The following is a 13,507-nucleotide window of genomic DNA, read 5'->3' on the forward strand; positions in this document are numbered from 1 at the left end:
GGCTACAAGAAAAACTTGCAGGCCTGCAAGAGCTTTTTGTTGGGCGCTTTCGGCGGGCACAAAAAAGCCGGCGCTTGGCCGGCTTCTTCTGCAGTTGATATCGGTCTAGAGGCCTGTGATCTTAGCGTCCACGACTCGGCCGATGATGCTCCAGTCCTCGTCGAGCTCCACGAGCTTGAATGCGGCGTTCAAGGGGGCGAGGTACTCCACTCCGCCATCGTTGACGTACTGTTTGAAGGTCGTCTCTCCATCGCGGTGCTTGGCGATATAGAACTTTCCGCTGATCAGGTCGAAGCCTTCCGGTCGAATGAGAATCGGCGTGCCCTCAGGGAAGCTGGGTGGAGTGTCAGAGGTCATCGACTTTCCTCTCACCCGCACCCAATAACCGTGCTTGCCAGCATTCTCCGTGGACGGAAGCCATTCCTCCGCGATGCCAGGCGCATAGTTGTCTGGTGACTCTGCGCGCTCTCCTGCATTTACCCAGCTAATCACCGGGTACTCCTTAGCTTCCCTGGCAGGCTGAAGCATTGGGGCGAAATTCATCAGTTCCGAGGCCTCGCGAAGCCTTGGATCATCTCCGGTTACAAGCCAGGTAACAGTGACCTGAAGTAAACGGCAAAGCTCATCAAGCCGCTTACCTCTGGGGGACGACTTTCCAGACTCCCAGCTCTGAACGGCCTGAGGGGTGACGCCAAGATTCCGCGCCAGCTCGGACTGACTGAGTCCGACCAGCTCTCTGGCGGCTGTAATTCGCTGTTGAAGAGTGCTCATACGGCCACTATGCAAATAAATCTTGTAGATTGCATTGCAATTTTCTCTTGTTGATGTGTAGGCTTTCTGCAAGAAACTCTTGTAGAGATCGACAATGGAACAATCCCCGATTCAGAGGGCGGTGAGCGCCGCTGGAAGCCAAACCGCTTTAGCAAGGGCCTTGGGGTGTACCCCGCAGAACGTTCAGCACATGTGTGCAACGGGGAACGTTCCGGCAAAGCACGTCCTGAAGATCGAGGCTTCTACCGGCGTCTCTCGAACAGAGCTGAGGCCCGACTTGTACCCGGAAAGCTCCGCCGACCATGCCCAAAAGATACCGCTCGACTGCCAATCCGAGCAGACCGGCAACCGTGCTGTGAATCCATCCAGTGCCGAGGTGGCACCGTGAGCATCCGGCCTGCGGTGCCCTACCGAGGGGTATTCCGAGTTCTGCCAGGCGGATCAGTTTCGCATGCTAAACCGCCACGGTCCGAATCATTAAACCCGGTTAAAAGCCCAGGAACTCCCTGCTGGTGGAAGCTCTGCCCACAAGCTCGGGGTGACGCGCCCAAAAAAGGGGCACTGGCAACCCACTATTCCTATGAACGCCCCTGTGCGGAGTCTGGGCAGGGTGATTATCGGCAGGGCCTCTTCAGGGCCTTCGTTTACATGGGCGCTTGGGATATTTCTAAACGGGTGCAGGCTGTCTGCGTCGTTCAACGAAATTCGGGAGCTTGCACTTTGAAAAAGCCTGATACGCGCGCTCGCGCCCCTTCCTCAAAGCCGCCCTGATCTGGGCTGCGCTTTTCAGAATGTGTGGAGGATAGGGATTCCCCGTCTCCAGACAGCAAAAAGCCCCGCTTTCGCGAGGCCTTTAGTCGGTAGTCGTTGGAGCGACTGCCTGGATATCAATTTGTCTTTCGAAGGACGAATTAACTATGCAACAGAAAACTCAAAGCGCGCAAGTCCCCTGCGCCGTTACCACTGACCACCAGGTTTGCTTCGATCCTCTCAACGGGGATGAGTTCTTGTTCTCCATTGTTGCCGACCGGCCGGTTGACGCGGCTCTGGCCGCCGCCGAGGACATCAGCGAGGCGGTTCACCTGATTCTTTTGAGAATGACCCGGGCGATGGACGATGCCGGCGAGCCGCTGCTCTCTCAGGAACTCAATACTCTCGCCCTGCTGGGGGCCATGTCTGGCGCATTGCTCAGAGCTTGCCGGGCCGGTGTCGCGACCCAATCCGGAAATCCTGAAAGCGTGTCGCGACACGCAGGCGGTGCAGCATGAGCGCGGTCTGGAACAAGCCCCAGTCGTCTGCACTGAAGGCTCCGATATCTCAGCTTCCGCCGCGGAGATTCGCAGCGATTAACCCGACCACGACGGTCGAAGAGGCGTTGAGCGAGGCCATCGCGCTGACGCTAAGTGCGTCTAGCATTCTCGGAGCACTGACCACCTCCGACGAAGAGCACGCATGCTTGTATGCCCTGGAGATTGCTGCAGAGATGGCTGCCGATTTGGTTGACGCCGCGCTCGACTCCCTGCGTGAGGAGGGCCAGCAATGAACCTCGCAAACCTGATCAATAAGCAGTGTTCCCGCGACCCCTCTGAGGTGCTCACGGAAGAGCAGGCGATGTCTCTTTGGGGGGAGCGTGAAGTAGCCCGGCAGGCTGCTCAGAACATGGCGCTTGGTGTCGCCGCTGTCGGGAACCTGCTGGCGAACGTTGGCGCTGAAGGCGAAGTAGGCCAGGAAACCTCAGAGCGTCTCGGCTGGTTTCTGGAGGAGATCGGGGGGGGCATCTTCCAGTTGGTGGAGCTCGAACAGGTCCTATCGGATCGCATCAACCGGCAGAAGGAGCGGAAGCAATGAGCGCCTCAATCACCATGCTCCGCCAGGGTATTCGGGCAGAGCGCGACCTGACCTCGCACCTCTGGACGATCCTCAACGAAATGCGGCTACAAAGGCAACTCCCCGAGTGGGCCGAGCGCGCCATCGATGGCACTTCGCAGCAGGCGGACGAGATCAGCGCGCATCGCAAGCAGGTCGACACGGTCTTGTTCGAGTTGGTCCCTGGGCTTCGCGAGGATGTCGAAAGGACTGATCGCGAGAGCTACCTCGAATGGAGAGCCCGTGAGCGCGAGGTTAAGGACGCGCTGGGGGTGGTCATGTCTGATCTCTCGAAGGCACAGGCCTCTCGTCCTCCGCTTCCTGTCGACGGGGAGGTGATGGAGCGGGTCGAGCTCAGTCGTAATGAGTTCGATCTATTCAATCACGCTCGGAGTGATATGACGCAACTTCGGGCTCTGCTGATGGACTCGGTCGTTCCCGCCCTTGGTGGTCGAGGGCACCCCGTTGTGACGGAGATTCATGACCTGATCGAGCGGATCATCTTGTACACCGGGAATTTTCTCTACCGCTACAACCAGCAGATCGGCGCCGCCTATCGGGAGCGTGACCTGTGAACCATGGCAGCTTCGATACCGGTCCCGTGTTTCAGCGTGCGTCTTCAGGCGATGGAGTTCTGTTCTGGTTCATCTCCACACCGGCCGTTCAGAAGGGCGGGATTGCGATAGCCCAGATGGTCGCCCCGTTCTCGACCGAGGAAGAGGCCCAGCGCGGCGCCGATCTGCTGAACGACCGCTACCCCGGCAACCGTTGCTGGGTAGGCCGCGGCGAGTACGCGCCGGAATACGCCACCCCTGATCGTTTGGACCACGACGCCAAGCGAGCACGCGCCGACCTCGCCGGGCTTCTGTCTGGCATTACCGGGAGGAGCGGCCATGACTGAGCTCGATATCAAGAAGTCTTTGCGCTCGAGGAGAGGGCTGGTCCCGGACACTCCGTCAAGGCTGTGCGGGACGTTTAGCTACGGCTTGCACTACCACGGCCCGCAGCAGGTTCTGGACGATTTTCTTGGTCGGGTAGAGCGCGAGCAAGATCACGCCAAGCGATTAATGCAGGCACAGCGCACGATCGGCGCGCTGATGGCGTTGTCGGCGGCGAAGGTCAGTCCGGCTTGCGCCTGGTACACACACCGCGACGTGTTCCGACGCCTCGCTGACCTTACCGGCGAAACGGAAAACGCACTGGTGCAGATGGCGGGAGTAGAACGATGAACCTGACTACCATCGGCGGCCAGGCCGCCACCATGACCAGCCGCGAGATCGCGGATCTTGTTGGGTCGCGTCACGACAATGTACGCGTGACCATTGAGCGGCTGGCCGAGCGTGGGGTGATTGCTTTACCTGCAATGCAGGAAAAGCCCACCGCTGGCCGCCCCACTCAGGAGTATGTCTTCACCGGCGACCAGGGCAAGCGCGACAGCATCATCGTCGTCGCCCAGCTCTGCCCGGAGTTCACCGCGCGGCTGGTGGATCGCTGGCAGGAACTGGAACAGCAGGCTTCCCGGCCACTGACCGCCGCCGAGCAACTACTGGCCAGCGTGCAACTCACCGTCGATCTGGAGCGGCGGCAGCGGCAGACCGAGCAGCAGGTGGCAGCGCTGACCGAAACCGTCGGCGACATGGACCGATCGCACCCGCTGCTCGACTCGATCCCCAACGGCATGGAGAGCATCACCGCTATCCGGCAGCGGATAGGGAAGCAGTACGGCCTTCCGCCCAGGGTGATCGACGCGGTGGTGCGCGACATGCCGCACAGCCCGCGCCCCTTCGCCATGGTGCGCAGCAAGCACGAGGAACTGAACGCGCGCCCCTACGCGGTCTGGGCAAAGGCCGAGATCAGCAGGGTGTTCGAGCGCTTCGCGCGCGGCTGCACCTTCGTGACCCAACACCGAGCCACGCACCCGGACTTCGGCGCCGGCCGGGAGCGCTTCCAGATGCGCGGCACCCCTTCGCAGGAGATCGGCGAATGACCACACAACCGAAACCGGGCCGGATCACCACTGGCCCCAACGGCCACCCGGTGATCGCCGGACCCTGGCCGTCCTACCGTCAATTCCGCGACCTGCCCGAGCGTGAGCGTTGGGTGCTCTACGGCCACGCCAAGGCATGCCGCGGTGCGCTTGAAGATCAAGGGTTCCTCATGGCCGAGGGATACCACGACTTCGTGAAGCGCGTCACCGAGGAACTGGACATATGAAGCTCAGAGCAACGCTGAAAACTGAAGTGGGCCTCGCGGGAGATGGGGTCTTCATTGTTCAAGAGGACAGTCATGGCGAGCAGCAATACGTCGAATTGTCCGCCGGCCAGGCAATGCTCGTAGGAGCGGAGCTCCTGCGCCTTGCTCGTGAGCTTGAAGGGAGCAGCGATGTCGTTTCCTGATCCGATGACTCCGGCCGACTGTGACCTGCGGGATTTCCAGTTCATGCCGCTCGACATTGCCCGCCTCTTCGGTTCGGAGTTTCACGCGCGGGCCTCGGATGGAGAGTGGAGGGCAGGGCTTACCTTGTGGCTCAAGTCTTACCACCAGGTGCCGGCGGGCAGTTTGCCTGATGATGATGTTGCCCTGGCCCGCCTGGCTGAATACGGGCGCGACCTGAAGTCCTGGCGAGCGGTGAAGGATGGTGCGCTACATGGATGGGTCAAGTGCTCTGATGGCCGGCTCTACCATCCCGTGGTCGCGGAGAAGGCGCTGGAGGGCTGGCTGCAGAAGTTGCATGCCAGGCTGCGCGGCGGCAAGGGGAATGCCAAGCGGTGGAAACTGCCGTTCGACGCCAAGGTGCTGGAGGACAAGATAAGCGAGGCGGCCCGTCTGCTGCGCGAGCTTAACCCGTCTTCCACCATCGATCATTCTCCGATCCCTGATGCACAGAAAGAGGAATGCACGGCGAGTCCTTCAAGCATCCCCGAAGTATCGAGCGAGCAATCCACTGAGGATCGCAAGGGACAGGGACAGGGACAGAGAAAAGATCAAGAGCTGGCGCCGCAGGAGCAGCGCCCAACACCAGAGTCCGAGCAGCCCCCTCCAGCCGTCAGGCCTAAGCGAGGCTCCCGCTTGCCGGAGGACTGGACCCTGCCGGATGACTGGTTGGCTTGGGCGTTGGCCGAGCGTCCTGAGTTCGGTGAGGCCGGTCTGCGCAAGGTCGGTGAGAGCTTCGGTGATCACTGGCGATCCGCAACCGGGAAGAACGCGACGAAGCTCGACTGGTTCGCGGCCTGGCGCAACTGGGTGCGAAACCAGCGGCCTCCGTTCGGCGCGCAGCGCGCTGGACCTCCTCCTGCTTCGCCTCATCTGGGCCTCGACCAGACCAACCACGAAGAGGGCCTGGAGCGCCAGGCCGACGGCACCTACCGAATTGCGAGACCATGACCATGACCAAAAACCAAGTGAAAACCAGGGACGAGACCTGCCCCGTTCACGGCGGCTTCGAGAGCAAGCAGCAGGAGCAGTTCGACGGCGGGTTCGTCTGGACTGGATGCGGGCGCTGCGAGTTCGAAGCTCGCCAATCATCCGACCCGGAGGTTCGCTCCAAGGCTCAGGCTGCGCGTGATGCCCGGATGGTCAACGCCGCGTTGCTGGAGAGCCAGATACCGCCGCGCTTCCGACTGGCGACCCTGGATAACTACCGCACCGACTTCGCACCGGACCAGCAGTCGCCAGTCCTGGCTCGCTGCAAGGCTTACGCAGATGACTTCGCCTCGAACTGGAAGGTTGGTCGCTCGCTGATGCTGCTGGGCACCATGGGAACCGGGAAGACACACCTTGCCTGCGCGATCATCCAGCAGGTGCTCCGCACCGAAGGTCTGGCTGGCGCGACGGCGCGCTACATCACCGCACCCGACCTGATCCTGGGCGTGAAGGACACGTTTGGGCGGAAGGGTAAGAGCGAGTCCGAGGTCTACGAGAGCCTGCACGCTCCGGACCTGTTGGTGATCGACGAGGTAGGTGCCCAGCACGGCACCGACTTCGAGCGCCAGGTGCTGTTCCAGGTTGTCAATGGTCGCTACGAGCGCCTGCTTCCGACCATCCTGATCAGCAACCTGAGCCTGGTAGATATCCGGCGATTCATCGGGGATCGCGTGATTGATCGGCTCTGCGACGCCAACGGCGAGGTGGTGCTGCTGCGCTGGAAATCCGTGCGAGGTTCGGTATGACCGGGTACCTCGAGATGCACGATATCCCGGTGATGGGCTACGAGGTACCAGAGTCGAAGCTCTACAGCCACGAAGCCGAGTATGCGGTGATCGGCGCGATGATCCAGAAGGGCGATCTGATCGAGGACATGGGCGCCAAGCTGGAGGTCTCGGACTTCCATCACCCAGCTTGCGCGGAACTGTTCGAGCTGCTACTGGCTTGCCAGGCGAAAGGTATCGCGGTCGACATCGTGACCCTCTATGAGGCGCGGGCTCAACTGGCGGACGGGCAGAGCACCCTGCAGGTCGCCGCCCACCTGGTGAAGAACACCCCAAGCACCGCGAACGCCGATGAGTACGCCCGGATCATCAAGCAGCGGTCGGTGGCGCGCCGGGTGATCGCCGCGGCCGAGGTCATGAGCCAGCGTCTGCAGGATGGTGAACCGTTGGACGAGGTTCTGAGTCAGGGCCAGCAGGCATGGGTTGCCCTCGAGGCCGAGGGGCTCGACTCCCGGCGCCGGTACCGCTTCATCGGCGAGGTGCTGCCCGAAGCCATTGACGGCATCGACAGGCGATTCAACCGTGAGGTGAAACTGGGGTATGACACCGGCCTGCCCTCGTTGGACGCCTTCATTCCGGGTATCTGTCCCGGCCATATGGTGGTTGTGTCCGGCGAGCCGGGCAGCGGCAAGACCACGCTTGGCCTTGGGTTCGCCGAGCGGGTGGCGCTGGCGTGCAACGAGCCGGCGCTGGTGTTCAGCCTGGAGATGACCGATGTCGAGTTGGCCAACCGCGTGCTGTCATCGGTGGGCAGCGTTCCGCTCAAGCACATTGCCGAAGGCCACTCCATGGCCGATTCCGATTGGCCGGGCCTGACTGGTGCGGTGAACAAGCTCAACCATGCCCCGCTGATCCTCTGCGACGACGCCTCGCTGACACTCCGGGACATCCGCCAGATCTGCCGGACGGTGAAGCGCGAGCACGGCCTGGGGATGGTTGCCGTCGACTACATCGGTCTGATCAAGGGCGAGCAGCGTAACGCGAGCCGCTACGACGTGGTGACCGAGATCAGCAAGGGCCTGAAGCGCCTGGCCAAGGAGCTCGGCGTACCCGTGGTGGTGCTGGCGCAGCTCAACCGTGGGCCGAAGGCGCGGGGCAACAAGCGCCCGACCAAGAGCGACCTGCGCGATTCCGGGCAGATCGAGGCCGATGCCGATGTGGTTGTGCTGGTCCACCGGGATCAGGAAAGCGACGCCGGCAAGGCCGGCATTACCGAGTTGATCGTCGACAAGAACCGGCACGGGCAGGTTGGCGTGGCGCACGTTCAGCACCAGGGTCAGTTCCATCGGTTCGTGGAGATTATCGGCGGCTATCAGCCCAGCGACGAAGAAGTCGAAATGGCCAGACCCTACAAGGGCCGTCAGTACGGCAAGGGGAAAGCAGCGTGAATACCGAACACAAATTCCCGATCACCCTCCCGAACACGTTGGAGGCGTGCGAAGAGTTGATGGAGCGCTTGAGCGCTTCCTGCATCAGTTGTCGCAGCCAGATTGAGGCGGCCAAGGCCGAGCAGAAGGCGACGGGACGCTACGTTGACGAAATCTGGTTCAGCCGGGCCAACACCGCGCTCCGCTGGATGAACCGAGACAAGGTCCGTCTCCAGAACCATATCGCGAAGCTGCGCAAGGACAGTCGCAGGGCTCACAACGACCTGGCCAATCGGTTGCTGATCGAAGCCTTGCGTGAGCACGTGGGGGTAGAGGTGTTTCAAGCCTGTGCAGAGAAGGCCAGGCAGCAGATGGAGGGTATGCAGTGACTCTGGTTCAGCGCTTCGAGCGCAACACCGTTGGGCGTGACTTCTGCGTTGGCGATGTGCATGGCTGCTTCGATCTACTGGACGCGTTGCTGGCGCAGGCCGGCTTCGACAAGGCGGTTGATCGGCTGTTCAGCGTTGGTGACCTGGTGGACCGCGGGCCGGGGTCGGACCTGGTCCAAGAATGGCTAAGCCAGCCCTGGTTCCACGCGGTCAGGGGGAATCATGAGCAGATGGTCGTCGATACCTACAAGCATGGCGGCGACGACTGGCTCCATGTCGCCAATGGGGGCGCGTGGCTGCTTGGCTTGCCGGAGACAGAGCAGCGGGGCTACGCCGAGTTGTTCGACGACTTGCCGCTGGCCATCGAGGTGGAGACCGCCGCTGGCGCCGTCGGGATCGTTCATGCTGAGTGCCAGGCGAAGAGTTGGCAGGCGTTTTGCGCCGGCGTGGGGGCCGGAGAGAAAGCGCACGTCACCGCCGCTCTGTGGGCAAGGTCCAGGGCAGCGAACGAGGACTCCACTCCTGTCGAGGGCGTTGCCGCAGTACTGGTTGGGCACACACCGCACAACAGGCTTACCAGGCTGGGGAACGTGTTCTATCTGGACACAGGCGCATGTTTCGGCGGTTCGCTGACCATGTTTTGCCTGAACGACTGGAGCGTCAGCTCTGCGCGAGGTACCCGATGAGTAACGTACAACCGATGGCACCCCGCAAGGTCATGACCAGGCTGGAGCGGGAGTTTCTCAAGGTGGCCGGCCAGGAGCTGGCGCAGGTCAAGGTGGGCGGTGCTGCTGCCTTGGCTGCGCTGTTGGTCATGATCGCCAACTGGCACGGCGACCGCGGCACGCTGGGCTTCCACGATTACGGTCGGCTCTGGCTGCAGGACGGCAACGCAAAGGGCGCGGCGGTGGAAACGCTGCTGCGCGATCTGTTTGGCCTGAACGGTCCGGGGGCGGCATGAGCAGAACTCGAACCTACGTGGACAAGCTGCTGGGCGATACCGAGTATCTCCTCGAACAGTGGGGGTGGTGGCGCATGGATGGGATGGGGGTTCCCGGGTATGTGTCGCCGGCCGCCGCTATCATGAGCCAAGCCATGCCAATGTCGAGCCCCAAGGCCTACCACGTCACTGACGATATGGCCTTGGCCGTCGACCGGGTCATTGCTCGACTCATCGACAGGGCGCCGCAGGCCGGCGACTTCGTGTGGCTCTACTACGGCGCGAAGTGGCCGGCCCTGCGCATCGCGCGTGAACACCAGATCGGCGAGGCCAAAGTCAGGGAGACATTGAAGCTGGCTGTAGGGTGGGTCGACAGCGCCCTGGAGCGGTTCCGCGAGAGCGCTTGAGGAATAGCTTTACACGCGGAATAAGGGGTGTTTTCATCCCAGCGTGAATTGCTGTGAACGCAGCGTGACGCACTCGAAACCCGGCCCCTGGCGCCGGGTTTTTTATTGCGTAGCCTGGCCTGGCGCGGCATCATCACGCCCCCGCCGATGCCGTGGTTTCCACCTGGGCTATTCCTCGACAGCGGCGGGAAGCCCGGTCGGCCCCTCCCGCCGGGCTTTTTCATTCGAAGGTCGAAACTCGGTAGACGGCAGTCTCACCTGCCACATCGGGCTGTAAGCAAAGTGACGGGTTACCGACCCACAAGGCCTTCACCCTCTCATATGTCCAACAGGTCCGGCGCGATCCCTAGGGCGGCGGCGATTTTTTCGCGGGTCGCCTTTCTTGGCTTCGCCGCGGTCTCCTGCTGGGCATAGGCCGGCTGAGTAATGCCAATCCGGCTGGCGACTTCAGCCTGACTCAATCCGAGGTGTTTGCGCCAGGCAGCGGCGGGGCTGAGCCCTTCCTTGACCATGTAGCCGACCACTTCGTTGGGCACCAGGTCATCCTTGGGATGGTCCTTGATGTACTCGGCGTAGGGGATGACAACGAAGGCCGGCGATCCGTCCGGCCCGTTGATGATTTGAACGTTAGTAGGTGTGTTCATCGCGCTTCTTGACCTCCTCGATGTTGACGATCTTGATGGCTCCATCCCAGTCGAACATGACCCGGTAGTTGCCGACCCTGAGGCGGTAGCCGTAGCGGTGATTGGACAGGGCCTTGATGTTCTGGACGTTCGGCATATGTGCCAAGGCTTGGGCGGCGTCGTAGATCTTGGCCTGGTCGGCCTTGTGAATCTTGCTGAGCTGCTTAACCGCCTTCCGTGTCCAGTTGATCTTGTTCATGGCTACCTCGCTGTTCATGGTTGCCATTATAAGTATTTCAATAAGTATTGTAAAGGATTTTACCGCAGGGAAGTCGGAAAAATACTTATTTTTCTTATCAGGCTGAAAGCCTGGCGAATTGTGAAGCTACGCCCATGGCAGCTGTAGACCACCGGTAGGTTGCCAGCCTCATAAGCTGGAGATACGGGGTTCGACTCCCTGCGCTGCTACCACTCCCCAAGCCCCGCCAAGTGCGGGGCTTTTTCATTTCTGCCCCGGCGAGGGGAACTGAGACGATGAAGATGCCCGACAAACCCGACACCTGGGCGGCCCTGCTCGCCTGGCTGAGCCAGCATGCGCCGATCATCTACGCCTCCCTGCTGTCGTGGGCCATGGCCATGGCCAGGATCATCTACGGCGGCGGCACGCGCCGGCAGGCGCTCTTGGAGGGCGCGCTGTGCGGGGGGCTGGCGCTGACGATCATCAGCGGCTTCGAGTTCTTTGGCGTGCCGCAGAGCATGGCCACTTTCATTGGTGGCTGGATCGGCTTCCTGGGCGTCGAGAAGATCCGTGACCTGGCCGACCGTTACGCTGGGATCAAGCTGCCGCGTCGAGGGTCTGGCGAATGAAGATCACTGCCGATCAACTCGACCGCGCTACCGGCTGCGGCGCCGCTACTGCATCGACCTGGGTCGAGCACATCAACGGCGCCATGGCTCGGTTCGAGATCAACACGGCTGAGCGGGTGGCGATGTTCCTGGCTCAGGTCGGGCACGAAAGCCAGAGCCTCAAGCGTCTGGTCGAGAATCTGAACTACTCCGCCGAAGGCCTGCTCGAGACATGGCCGAAGCGGTTCACGCCGGTAGAAGCGAAGCAGTGCGCCCGACAGCCTGAGCGCATCGCCAACCGCGTCTACGCAAACCGGATGGGCAACGGGTCGCCGGATACGGGCGATGGGTATCGATACCGGGGGCGCGGCCTGATCATGATCACCGGCCACGACAACTACGCCGAAGCCGCCCGCGCCCTGGCGCTACCACTGGTAGCGCAACCGGAACTGCTGGAGCAACGGACCTGGGCAGCTATCGCCTCGGGGTGGTGGTGGAAGTCGCGGGGTTTAAACGACCTGGCTGACCAAGGCCGATTCGAGCGAATCACGCTGAAGATCAACGGCGGCTACAACGGTGCTGAGGATCGAGTGGCGCGTCTCGAATGGGCGCGCGCAGCGCTCAAGGGGGAATGATGCTCGGGTTCAAGACGAAAGCCGAAGCTCGAAAGATCGGCGTCTCGCACCATGGGAGCTATTACGGCATTCCGATGTGGCTGGGGGATGTCGATAGCGATTGCCCGCTGGCGTTCGCCAAGTGGGCGCCGCTTGAACTTGTCGTCTCCCTGTTCTCGGTCATCGAGGGCATCGTCAACTCGATGCTCGATCAAGAGCCGACGTTCAAGTTCAAGGTTGGTCGGAGGATCGATCAGTGACCTGGCGGCCATGGTTGGTGGTCGCCCTGGTAGCTGCGCTGGTGTTCTGGCGTCTCGATCACGTGACCGCTCAGCGTGATGACCTGCAGGCCGCCGTCGAGCAATCCGCCGAGACGATCACCGCTATGGCCCAGCAGGCCCAGCGCGATAGCCAGGCACAGGCTCAGACCGACGCAATGGCCCGCACATACCAAGCAGCACTACAGGCCTCCCATGAAGAAAACCAATTGCGCCGCGATGCTATCGGCACTGGTGCTCGCGTCGTGTACGTCAAAGCCCGCTGCCCCGCAGGCGGAGTGCACCAGGCTCCCGGAGCCACCGGCAGCGCTGATGCAGGAAGAGCCGTCCTTGCTGCCGCTGATGGACAGGTTGTTTCTGATCTCCGAGCCGGAGTCGAGCGGCGCGAACTGATGATCGCGGCGTTGCGTAAGCATATCGCCGGCCTGCCCAGGTATTGCCGAAGATGATCAGCATCAAGCCAGAAGGGTTCCAGCAGCAGCTCGCCGACCTGACTGAGCTTGAGCAGCGGCAGATTCCTTACGCGACAGCCACTGCGCTTACGCGGACCGCGCAAGGTCTGATGGATCGATTGCGCGACGAGATGCGTGTCGTGTTCGACCGCCCGACACCGTACACCCTGAACAGCCTGCGCATGGTGCCAGCCAGGAAAGACCGGCTCGAAGCGCGGGTTTGGTTCAAGGACGAAGCGGACGGGGCGCAGCCTGCATCGGTGTGGATTGCCCCCGAGGTCTACGGTGGGCCGCGTCGGAACAAGCCGGCCGAGCTTCAGCTCAGGGCCAAGGGGATCCTGCCCGAAGGGAAGTACGTGGTGCCAGGCGCCGGTGCTGATCTTGATCGCTACGGGAACATCAAGCGCGGACAGGTCACCAGAGCATTGAGCGGCATCCGCGGATTCACTCAGGCTGGGTACAACGCAAACGCGACCGATAGCAGACGGAGCAGGGCGAAGGGTAATGCTCGCCGCTACTTCGTCATGACCCGCAAGGGCCAGCCCATTGGCATTGCTGAGCGCACAGGCCGAGGCCGGGATGCCGTCTCAATCATCATGGCCTTCGTGTCTCGTCCTTCGTATCGCCGCCGACTGAGCTTCTTCGAGATCGCGCAGCAGTACGCCGACGAGAACCTGCCGCGTGAGTTCGAGGTGGCGATGCGCGGCGTGGCTGCTCGGTTCGCCGCGAGGCGCTGACGGGCGCAC

25 protein-coding genes and 1 tRNA gene are annotated in these 13,507 nt (G+C 62.0%); 23 read left to right on the plus strand and 3 right to left on the minus strand.

Annotated features, from left to right (window positions below; genetic code table 11):
• Window positions 1-105: 105 nt before the first annotated feature.
• Window positions 106-843, minus strand: a complete 738-nt coding sequence (locus HMPREF3014_RS21415; protein ID WP_226021080.1) for a LexA family protein — start codon at window positions 841-843, stop codon at window positions 106-108.
• Window positions 844-865: 22 nt separating this feature from the next.
• On the opposite strand from HMPREF3014_RS21415, the gene HMPREF3014_RS33795 reads away from it, so the two are divergent.
• The 17 genes from HMPREF3014_RS33795 to HMPREF3014_RS21500 all read left to right on the plus strand — a co-directional run bounded on the left by HMPREF3014_RS33795 (window position 866) and on the right by HMPREF3014_RS21500 (window position 9,948).
• Window positions 866-1,159, plus strand: a complete 294-nt coding sequence (locus HMPREF3014_RS33795) for a transcriptional regulator (protein WP_071537964.1) — start codon at window positions 866-868, stop codon at window positions 1,157-1,159.
• A gap of 529 nt (window positions 1,160-1,688) precedes the next feature.
• Window positions 1,689-2,039, plus strand: coding sequence for a hypothetical protein (locus HMPREF3014_RS21420; RefSeq protein ID WP_019396628.1), 351 nt, complete (start codon window positions 1,689-1,691; stop codon window positions 2,037-2,039).
• Window positions 2,036-2,314 carry a hypothetical protein gene (locus HMPREF3014_RS21425; protein ID WP_031630392.1) on the plus strand — a complete coding sequence of 93 codons (279 nt, stop codon included), beginning with the start codon at window positions 2,036-2,038 and terminating at the stop codon, window positions 2,312-2,314. Before HMPREF3014_RS21420 ends, HMPREF3014_RS21425 begins: the two co-directional genes overlap by 4 nt.
• Window positions 2,311-2,619: a hypothetical protein gene (locus HMPREF3014_RS21430; RefSeq protein WP_023123497.1), complete on the plus strand. Its 309-nt coding sequence runs from the start codon at window positions 2,311-2,313 to the stop codon at window positions 2,617-2,619. Before HMPREF3014_RS21425 ends, HMPREF3014_RS21430 begins: the two co-directional genes overlap by 4 nt.
• On the plus strand, window positions 2,616-3,212 hold the full coding sequence (locus tag HMPREF3014_RS34840) for a hypothetical protein (RefSeq protein WP_177344156.1): 597 nt from the start codon (window positions 2,616-2,618) through the stop codon (window positions 3,210-3,212). The genes HMPREF3014_RS21430 and HMPREF3014_RS34840 overlap by 4 nt, the downstream gene beginning before the upstream one ends.
• Window positions 3,209-3,538, plus strand: coding sequence for a hypothetical protein (locus HMPREF3014_RS21445; protein WP_031630393.1), 330 nt, complete (start codon window positions 3,209-3,211; stop codon window positions 3,536-3,538). Before HMPREF3014_RS34840 ends, HMPREF3014_RS21445 begins: the two co-directional genes overlap by 4 nt.
• Window positions 3,531-3,866 carry a hypothetical protein gene (locus HMPREF3014_RS21450; protein ID WP_015980939.1) on the plus strand — a complete coding sequence of 112 codons (336 nt, stop codon included), beginning with the start codon at window positions 3,531-3,533 and terminating at the stop codon, window positions 3,864-3,866. Before HMPREF3014_RS21445 ends, HMPREF3014_RS21450 begins: the two co-directional genes overlap by 8 nt.
• Window positions 3,863-4,624: a Rha family transcriptional regulator gene (locus HMPREF3014_RS21455; RefSeq protein WP_023123501.1), complete on the plus strand. Its 762-nt coding sequence runs from the start codon at window positions 3,863-3,865 to the stop codon at window positions 4,622-4,624. The genes HMPREF3014_RS21450 and HMPREF3014_RS21455 overlap by 4 nt, the downstream gene beginning before the upstream one ends.
• Complete coding sequence (locus HMPREF3014_RS21460) at window positions 4,621-4,851, plus strand: hypothetical protein (protein ID WP_029528997.1); 231 nt, start codon at window positions 4,621-4,623, stop codon at window positions 4,849-4,851. Before HMPREF3014_RS21455 ends, HMPREF3014_RS21460 begins: the two co-directional genes overlap by 4 nt.
• A complete protein-coding gene (locus HMPREF3014_RS21465) occupies window positions 4,848-5,033 on the plus strand; it encodes a hypothetical protein (RefSeq protein WP_034017217.1) in 186 nt (61 codons plus the stop codon). The genes HMPREF3014_RS21460 and HMPREF3014_RS21465 overlap by 4 nt, the downstream gene beginning before the upstream one ends.
• A complete protein-coding gene (locus tag HMPREF3014_RS34940) occupies window positions 5,020-6,021 on the plus strand; it encodes a DUF1376 domain-containing protein (protein ID WP_023094542.1) in 1,002 nt (333 codons plus the stop codon). The genes HMPREF3014_RS21465 and HMPREF3014_RS34940 overlap by 14 nt, the downstream gene beginning before the upstream one ends.
• Window positions 6,018-6,806: an ATP-binding protein gene (locus tag HMPREF3014_RS21475; protein ID WP_003123987.1), complete on the plus strand. Its 789-nt coding sequence runs from the start codon at window positions 6,018-6,020 to the stop codon at window positions 6,804-6,806. Before HMPREF3014_RS34940 ends, HMPREF3014_RS21475 begins: the two co-directional genes overlap by 4 nt.
• On the plus strand, window positions 6,803-8,233 hold the full coding sequence (locus tag HMPREF3014_RS21480; RefSeq protein WP_052155245.1) for a replicative DNA helicase: 1,431 nt from the start codon (window positions 6,803-6,805) through the stop codon (window positions 8,231-8,233). Before HMPREF3014_RS21475 ends, HMPREF3014_RS21480 begins: the two co-directional genes overlap by 4 nt.
• Window positions 8,230-8,601, plus strand: a complete 372-nt coding sequence (locus HMPREF3014_RS21485; protein ID WP_073661850.1) for a hypothetical protein — start codon at window positions 8,230-8,232, stop codon at window positions 8,599-8,601. Before HMPREF3014_RS21480 ends, HMPREF3014_RS21485 begins: the two co-directional genes overlap by 4 nt.
• Entirely contained in the window at window positions 8,598-9,287 is a 690-nt protein-coding gene (locus HMPREF3014_RS21490) for a metallophosphoesterase (protein WP_010791981.1), read from the plus strand. Before HMPREF3014_RS21485 ends, HMPREF3014_RS21490 begins: the two co-directional genes overlap by 4 nt.
• Entirely contained in the window at window positions 9,284-9,562 is a 279-nt protein-coding gene (locus HMPREF3014_RS21495) for a hypothetical protein (protein WP_010791980.1), read from the plus strand. Before HMPREF3014_RS21490 ends, HMPREF3014_RS21495 begins: the two co-directional genes overlap by 4 nt.
• Window positions 9,559-9,948 carry an antiterminator Q family protein gene (locus HMPREF3014_RS21500; protein WP_004353175.1) on the plus strand — a complete coding sequence of 130 codons (390 nt, stop codon included), beginning with the start codon at window positions 9,559-9,561 and terminating at the stop codon, window positions 9,946-9,948. Before HMPREF3014_RS21495 ends, HMPREF3014_RS21500 begins: the two co-directional genes overlap by 4 nt.
• Window positions 9,949-10,265: 317 nt before the next feature.
• Here the strand turns inward: HMPREF3014_RS21500 and HMPREF3014_RS21505 are convergent, their stop codons facing one another.
• On the minus strand, window positions 10,266-10,592 hold the full coding sequence (locus HMPREF3014_RS21505; protein WP_003129667.1) for a helix-turn-helix domain-containing protein: 327 nt from the start codon (window positions 10,590-10,592) through the stop codon (window positions 10,266-10,268).
• Window positions 10,576-10,830 (minus strand): type II toxin-antitoxin system RelE family toxin, encoded by a 255-nt coding sequence (locus HMPREF3014_RS21510; protein WP_010791979.1) that lies wholly within the window; start codon window positions 10,828-10,830, stop codon window positions 10,576-10,578. Before HMPREF3014_RS21510 ends, HMPREF3014_RS21505 begins: the two co-directional genes overlap by 17 nt.
• Window positions 10,831-10,966: 136 nt before the next feature.
• On the opposite strand from HMPREF3014_RS21510, the gene HMPREF3014_RS21515 reads away from it, so the two are divergent.
• From HMPREF3014_RS21515 to HMPREF3014_RS21540, 6 genes are all read left to right on the plus strand, one after another.
• A tRNA-Met gene (locus HMPREF3014_RS21515) sits at window positions 10,967-11,042 on the plus strand.
• A 63-nt stretch (window positions 11,043-11,105) separates the two neighbouring features.
• On the plus strand, window positions 11,106-11,438 hold the full coding sequence (locus HMPREF3014_RS21520) for a phage holin, lambda family (RefSeq protein WP_003129668.1): 333 nt from the start codon (window positions 11,106-11,108) through the stop codon (window positions 11,436-11,438).
• The gene (locus HMPREF3014_RS21525; protein ID WP_034017214.1) at window positions 11,435-12,052 is read left to right on the plus strand and encodes a glycoside hydrolase family 19 protein; all 618 of its coding nucleotides are present in this window, start codon (window positions 11,435-11,437) and stop codon (window positions 12,050-12,052) included. The genes HMPREF3014_RS21520 and HMPREF3014_RS21525 overlap by 4 nt, the downstream gene beginning before the upstream one ends.
• Window positions 12,052-12,291 carry a hypothetical protein gene (locus HMPREF3014_RS21530; protein WP_227373443.1) on the plus strand — a complete coding sequence of 80 codons (240 nt, stop codon included), beginning with the start codon at window positions 12,052-12,054 and terminating at the stop codon, window positions 12,289-12,291. The genes HMPREF3014_RS21525 and HMPREF3014_RS21530 overlap by 1 nt, the downstream gene beginning before the upstream one ends.
• Window positions 12,288-12,758 carry a lysis system spanin subunit gene (locus tag HMPREF3014_RS21535; protein WP_031634617.1) on the plus strand — a complete coding sequence of 157 codons (471 nt, stop codon included), beginning with the start codon at window positions 12,288-12,290 and terminating at the stop codon, window positions 12,756-12,758. Before HMPREF3014_RS21530 ends, HMPREF3014_RS21535 begins: the two co-directional genes overlap by 4 nt.
• Window positions 12,755-13,498, plus strand: coding sequence for a hypothetical protein (locus HMPREF3014_RS21540; RefSeq protein WP_031634616.1), 744 nt, complete (start codon window positions 12,755-12,757; stop codon window positions 13,496-13,498). The genes HMPREF3014_RS21535 and HMPREF3014_RS21540 overlap by 4 nt, the downstream gene beginning before the upstream one ends.
• Window positions 13,499-13,507: the final 9 nt, after the last annotated feature.

Origin of the sequence: Pseudomonas sp. HMSC065H01 (genome assembly GCF_001815235.1) — a bacterium.
Taxonomy (GTDB): Bacteria; Pseudomonadota; Gammaproteobacteria; order Pseudomonadales; family Pseudomonadaceae; genus Pseudomonas; species Pseudomonas aeruginosa.

What these genes read in the sequence shown, in the direction of transcription:
- HMPREF3014_RS21455 (WP_023123501.1), top strand. Translation starts at nt 3,863, where the DNA reads ATGAACCTGACTACCATCGGCGGCCAGGCCGCCACCATGACCAGCCGC.
- HMPREF3014_RS21510 (WP_010791979.1), bottom strand. Translation starts at nt 10,830, where the DNA reads ATGAACAAGATCAACTGGACACGGAAGGCGGTTAAGCAGCTCAGCAAG.
- HMPREF3014_RS21495 (WP_010791980.1), top strand. Translation starts at nt 9,284, where the DNA reads ATGAGTAACGTACAACCGATGGCACCCCGCAAGGTCATGACCAGGCTG.
- HMPREF3014_RS21460 (WP_029528997.1), top strand. Translation starts at nt 4,621, where the DNA reads ATGACCACACAACCGAAACCGGGCCGGATCACCACTGGCCCCAACGGC.
- HMPREF3014_RS21530 (WP_227373443.1), top strand. Translation starts at nt 12,052, where the DNA reads ATGCTCGGGTTCAAGACGAAAGCCGAAGCTCGAAAGATCGGCGTCTCG.
- HMPREF3014_RS21540 (WP_031634616.1), top strand. Translation starts at nt 12,755, where the DNA reads ATGATCAGCATCAAGCCAGAAGGGTTCCAGCAGCAGCTCGCCGACCTG.
- HMPREF3014_RS21450 (WP_015980939.1), top strand. Translation starts at nt 3,531, where the DNA reads ATGACTGAGCTCGATATCAAGAAGTCTTTGCGCTCGAGGAGAGGGCTG.
- HMPREF3014_RS33795 (WP_071537964.1), top strand. Translation starts at nt 866, where the DNA reads ATGGAACAATCCCCGATTCAGAGGGCGGTGAGCGCCGCTGGAAGCCAA.
- HMPREF3014_RS21475 (WP_003123987.1), top strand. Translation starts at nt 6,018, where the DNA reads ATGACCATGACCAAAAACCAAGTGAAAACCAGGGACGAGACCTGCCCC.
- HMPREF3014_RS21525 (WP_034017214.1), top strand. Translation starts at nt 11,435, where the DNA reads ATGAAGATCACTGCCGATCAACTCGACCGCGCTACCGGCTGCGGCGCC.
- HMPREF3014_RS21430 (WP_023123497.1), top strand. Translation starts at nt 2,311, where the DNA reads ATGAACCTCGCAAACCTGATCAATAAGCAGTGTTCCCGCGACCCCTCT.
- HMPREF3014_RS34940 (WP_023094542.1), top strand. Translation starts at nt 5,020, where the DNA reads ATGTCGTTTCCTGATCCGATGACTCCGGCCGACTGTGACCTGCGGGAT.
- HMPREF3014_RS34840 (WP_177344156.1), top strand. Translation starts at nt 2,616, where the DNA reads ATGAGCGCCTCAATCACCATGCTCCGCCAGGGTATTCGGGCAGAGCGC.
- HMPREF3014_RS21500 (WP_004353175.1), top strand. Translation starts at nt 9,559, where the DNA reads ATGAGCAGAACTCGAACCTACGTGGACAAGCTGCTGGGCGATACCGAG.
- HMPREF3014_RS21420 (WP_019396628.1), top strand. Translation starts at nt 1,689, where the DNA reads ATGCAACAGAAAACTCAAAGCGCGCAAGTCCCCTGCGCCGTTACCACT.
- HMPREF3014_RS21505 (WP_003129667.1), bottom strand. Translation starts at nt 10,592, where the DNA reads ATGAACACACCTACTAACGTTCAAATCATCAACGGGCCGGACGGATCG.
- HMPREF3014_RS21425 (WP_031630392.1), top strand. Translation starts at nt 2,036, where the DNA reads ATGAGCGCGGTCTGGAACAAGCCCCAGTCGTCTGCACTGAAGGCTCCG.
- HMPREF3014_RS21465 (WP_034017217.1), top strand. Translation starts at nt 4,848, where the DNA reads ATGAAGCTCAGAGCAACGCTGAAAACTGAAGTGGGCCTCGCGGGAGAT.
- HMPREF3014_RS21520 (WP_003129668.1), top strand. Translation starts at nt 11,106, where the DNA reads ATGAAGATGCCCGACAAACCCGACACCTGGGCGGCCCTGCTCGCCTGG.
- HMPREF3014_RS21480 (WP_052155245.1), top strand. Translation starts at nt 6,803, where the DNA reads ATGACCGGGTACCTCGAGATGCACGATATCCCGGTGATGGGCTACGAG.